This window comes from Acinetobacter sp. AB03 (assembly GCF_058107045.1).
In genome coordinates this window covers 2,573,940-2,577,390 of record NZ_JBUEBA010000002.1, presented here as the reverse complement: position 1 = coordinate 2,577,390, position 3,451 = coordinate 2,573,940, and the positions used below count along the sequence as shown (strand labels likewise).

4 protein-coding genes are annotated in these 3,451 nt (G+C 35.5%); 3 read left to right on the top strand and 1 reads right to left on the bottom strand.

The window, feature by feature from the left end; translation table 11 throughout:
• Positions 1-436: 436 nt before the first annotated feature.
• The 3 genes from ACY3FQ_RS13100 (at position 437) to ACY3FQ_RS13090 (ending at position 3,060) form a co-directional block, all read left to right on the top strand.
• Positions 437-1,786: an aromatic acid/H+ symport family MFS transporter gene (locus ACY3FQ_RS13100; protein WP_201950094.1), complete on the top strand. Its 1,350-nt coding sequence runs from the start codon at positions 437-439 to the stop codon at positions 1,784-1,786.
• 164 nt (positions 1,787-1,950) lie between these two features.
• Entirely contained in the window at positions 1,951-2,655 is a 705-nt protein-coding gene (locus tag ACY3FQ_RS13095; protein WP_294183760.1) for a hypothetical protein, read from the top strand.
• A 93-nt stretch (positions 2,656-2,748) separates the two neighbouring features.
• Positions 2,749-3,060, top strand: coding sequence for an ankyrin repeat domain-containing protein (locus ACY3FQ_RS13090; RefSeq protein ID WP_201950099.1), 312 nt, complete (start codon positions 2,749-2,751; stop codon positions 3,058-3,060).
• Positions 3,061-3,119: 59 nt separating this feature from the next.
• Here ACY3FQ_RS13090 and ACY3FQ_RS13085 read toward each other — a convergent pair.
• The coding region (locus ACY3FQ_RS13085; protein WP_489774157.1) for a DJ-1/PfpI family protein at positions 3,120-3,451 on the bottom strand (332 nt) is incomplete at its 5' end.

The following is a 3,451-nucleotide window of genomic DNA, read 5'->3' as shown; positions in this document are numbered from 1 at the left end:
ATGCAAGGAAGGTTAAAATAATAAATGAATCAATCGTCCAATTGAGATTTATCGTAATTAAATAAAACATCCTAAATAGTCATAATTATTATTTAAATGAACTTTTCTATACTTATTTTTCTTTTTTACTATCAGTTAATTTTTACTATCAACTAAATACTATATTTTTATCTAATTTAAATTAGGCCTTTATTGTTAATTATTATTTTATTTCATATCAGAAAGACAAGTGTTAATGGTTGGTTTTATTTATTTTTAATGCGAATTAAATCATTTATTTAGACTAATGTTGAATTTTTATATCACTATAAATTGTGTGAATATAACACCAAATTACTTTGGTGAATGACTTCAGTTTGGGCTGAATTAGCACATTATAAAAACTGAAGGGCGCTAGTTAAAGTGCAATGAAACAATAGCTCATAGGAGGTGAATAATGTCAGCTAAAGCAGTTAATGTGAATGATATTATTGATCGTGCAAAATTTTCGGGTTTCCATTTTCAAGTTGTTGCTTGGTGTCTGCTAATTATTTTATTTGATGGTTATGATTTGGCAATTAATGGTGTGGTATTGCCATTATTAATGGAAGACTGGGGCTTAAGTGCTGTACAGGCGGGTATGCTTGCAAGTACTGCTTTAGCAGGCATGATGTTTGGTGCAATGATATTTGGCTCTTTGGCGGATAAAATTGGTCGTAAAAAAGTCATTATGATCTGTATTGTACTTTTTAGCGGGCTTACCTGTGCAGGTGGTTTTGCATCAAACCCAACGGAATTTGCAATTCTCCGTTTCCTTGCGGGACTAGGAATTGGTGGAGTAATGCCAAACCTTGTTGCGCTGACATCTGAGTATGCACCACAAAAAATGCGTAGTACCTTAGTAACCACAATGTTTAGTGGTTATGCTGTGGGTGGTGTAATGGCTGCATTACTAGGTGCGTGGTTTACTCCAAGTTTTGGTTGGCAAATTATGTTCTTTATTGCGGGTATTCCTTTGTTGTTGTTACCAGTTATTTGGAAGTTTTTGCCCGAGTCTTTGACTTTTATTGTGCAACAAAACCGTCAAGTGGAAGCACGTAAAATTGTTCGTCGTTTAGCACCAACAGTAACGGTAAAAGAAGATACAACTTTTGAGTTGCATCAGGTTGATGTGCCAGAGTCTGCAAATGTTGTGAGCTTATTTAAACGTGGGCGTGCGGTAAATACCTTATTGTTTTGGGTGGCGTTCTTCACCTGCTTACTGACAATGTATGCTTTAAGCAGTTGGTTGCCGAAGTTAATGATGGCAGCAGGCTACTCAATGGACAATAGCTTGATGTTTATGATGGTGATGAACATTGGTGCTGTGATTGGTATTGTGGGTGGAGGGATCTTGGCTGATCGCTTCCATTTGAAACCTGTGCTGATGTGCTTGGGCATGATGGGTGCTGTTGTAATGAGCTTGATGGGCTTCCAATCGAATCAATTCCTTTTATATATTTTAGTATTCTTGGCGGGTGCTGCATCCATTGGTTCGCAAATGCTGCTTTATAGCTATGTCGCTCAGTACTATCCACTTGCTGTTCGTTCAACGGGGATTGGTTGGTCGTCTGCGATTGGTCGTATGGGTGCAATCATTGGACCAATTTTAATCGGAAGTTTGTTAGGTATGAATTTACCTGCTCACTTTAATTTTATTGCAGTGGGTTTGCCTGTGTTGATTACTGCTATTGCGGTTGCACTGATTATGCATGAAGATGAATCTGAAAAGATTGGTGCAAGTCAGCCTGCGATTTCGAAAGCTTAAGAGTCATTTAATTGAAAGCCTCCAAATTGTGGGGGCTTTTTGTTATATTCTTTTAATCTTAATAAATTAAAAGAAATTTAAAAAATGAGTTTTTTTGAAACGATTGGGTTGGGACTTTTAACAAATTTTCTGAGTGACCTTTTAAAGAAAAACTCAAGTTTAAGATGAACAGGACTGATGTAGATAAAATCGCTGATCGCTTAAATTTAGTTTTGTCATTAATGAATGAAGGACGAGATGAAAAATTTACTGTAGCTCAGTTTAGTAAAATTTTAGAATTAAAAAAAGTAGGTGATTTAGAGAAGTACTTTATAAATATTGAAGAACCAGAGTTAGAATTTTTAGAAATTTTTTCCCAAACATTTGCAATTAATTATGAGTGGTTAACAGAAGGAAAAGGACATCCGTTTAAGTGCGATCAACAAATTTATATAAGTATTTACGATTGCTTAGAACGCATTGATCAAATAAAACCATTTATTATTTATTTTGTAAGATCCCAAAATTTGCGTGGTGAAACTTGTATTCTATTAGAAGTTAGAGAGCATCATTTTATTGTTCTGAATAGCTATATCCATTTTAGTGAACAGGTTGGACTTGGTGGAAGTTGTGAGCTGGTAGCATTTAGGAAATTAGTGATGGAGTTAATTTTAGTACGTAAATATATAACTAAAGGTGTGATTGTTTCAGATCAAAACTTTAAAAAGTTGTATAAAGGGGAAATTCATCCGAAAGTTGCGTTAATGGCACGTAAGGGTAAATTTGAACATTGGCATGATGATTTTACTGATATTTATAACCAAAGATATGGTTATCGGCATCATGGTAAGTATGATAAGAACTTTAAAGATGGGCATTTAATATTGTGAAAAATAATATTGAAAAAAATGGAGAGCTTTAATATTTGTTGACCACAGAGTACTTTATGCATTTAATAAATCCAAAGCTTTGGAATAAAATATATGAAACTCAACTCATTCTCCCCAATTCCTGAAAACGATGATGAACTGCATTTACCTGAACTGGTGTATTGGGCATCTTTAGGTGAACTCGCTGAAGTAGAAAAAAGTCTCGCCAATGGTGTAGATGTGAACTCGACAGATGATGAAGGCTATAGCGCACTTCAAGCGGCGGCTGAAAATGGCTATCTAGATGTAGTGAAACTACTGGTTGAAAAAGGTGCGAATGTCGACTACAAAGGTGAATACACAGCGCTTCAACTGGCTGAAATGGCAGAACAAGTAGAAATTATTGAATATTTAAAAAGTCTGTAACTTTTAAAAATGAATAAAAGAGCCTGCTCAATATCAGGCTCTTTTTGTTTTATGGAGTCTTAAACGGACGAATTGGATTCAAGTTCTTTCAATATTGCTTTATTAAAAGCGGGAAGGTCTTCTGGATTGCGTGAACTGATGAGTGTCCAGCCACTTGCATAACATGTGTGAACGGCCTCATCGACCCATATAGCACCTGCATTTTCCAGATCGAGTCTTATATTCTTATGCGAAGTCAGATGCTTAGTTTTAATCTGTTCAGCTTTAATCAAAACTAAAGGTGCATGACAAATCACAGCTATCGGTTTGGCTTGGTTGCTAAAACTTTGGATAATTTCGAGCGCTTTGGGATGTTGGCGTAATAAATCAGTATTAACAGAGATGGATCCGG

Bases quoted from the DNA above. Each gene is read 5' to 3' on its own strand.
- ACY3FQ_RS13100 (WP_201950094.1), top strand. From the start codon at position 437: ATGTCAGCTAAAGCAGTTAATGTGAATGATATTATTGATCGTGCAAAA.
- ACY3FQ_RS13095 (WP_294183760.1), top strand. From the start codon at position 1,951: ATGAACAGGACTGATGTAGATAAAATCGCTGATCGCTTAAATTTAGTT.
- ACY3FQ_RS13090 (WP_201950099.1), top strand. From the start codon at position 2,749: ATGAAACTCAACTCATTCTCCCCAATTCCTGAAAACGATGATGAACTG.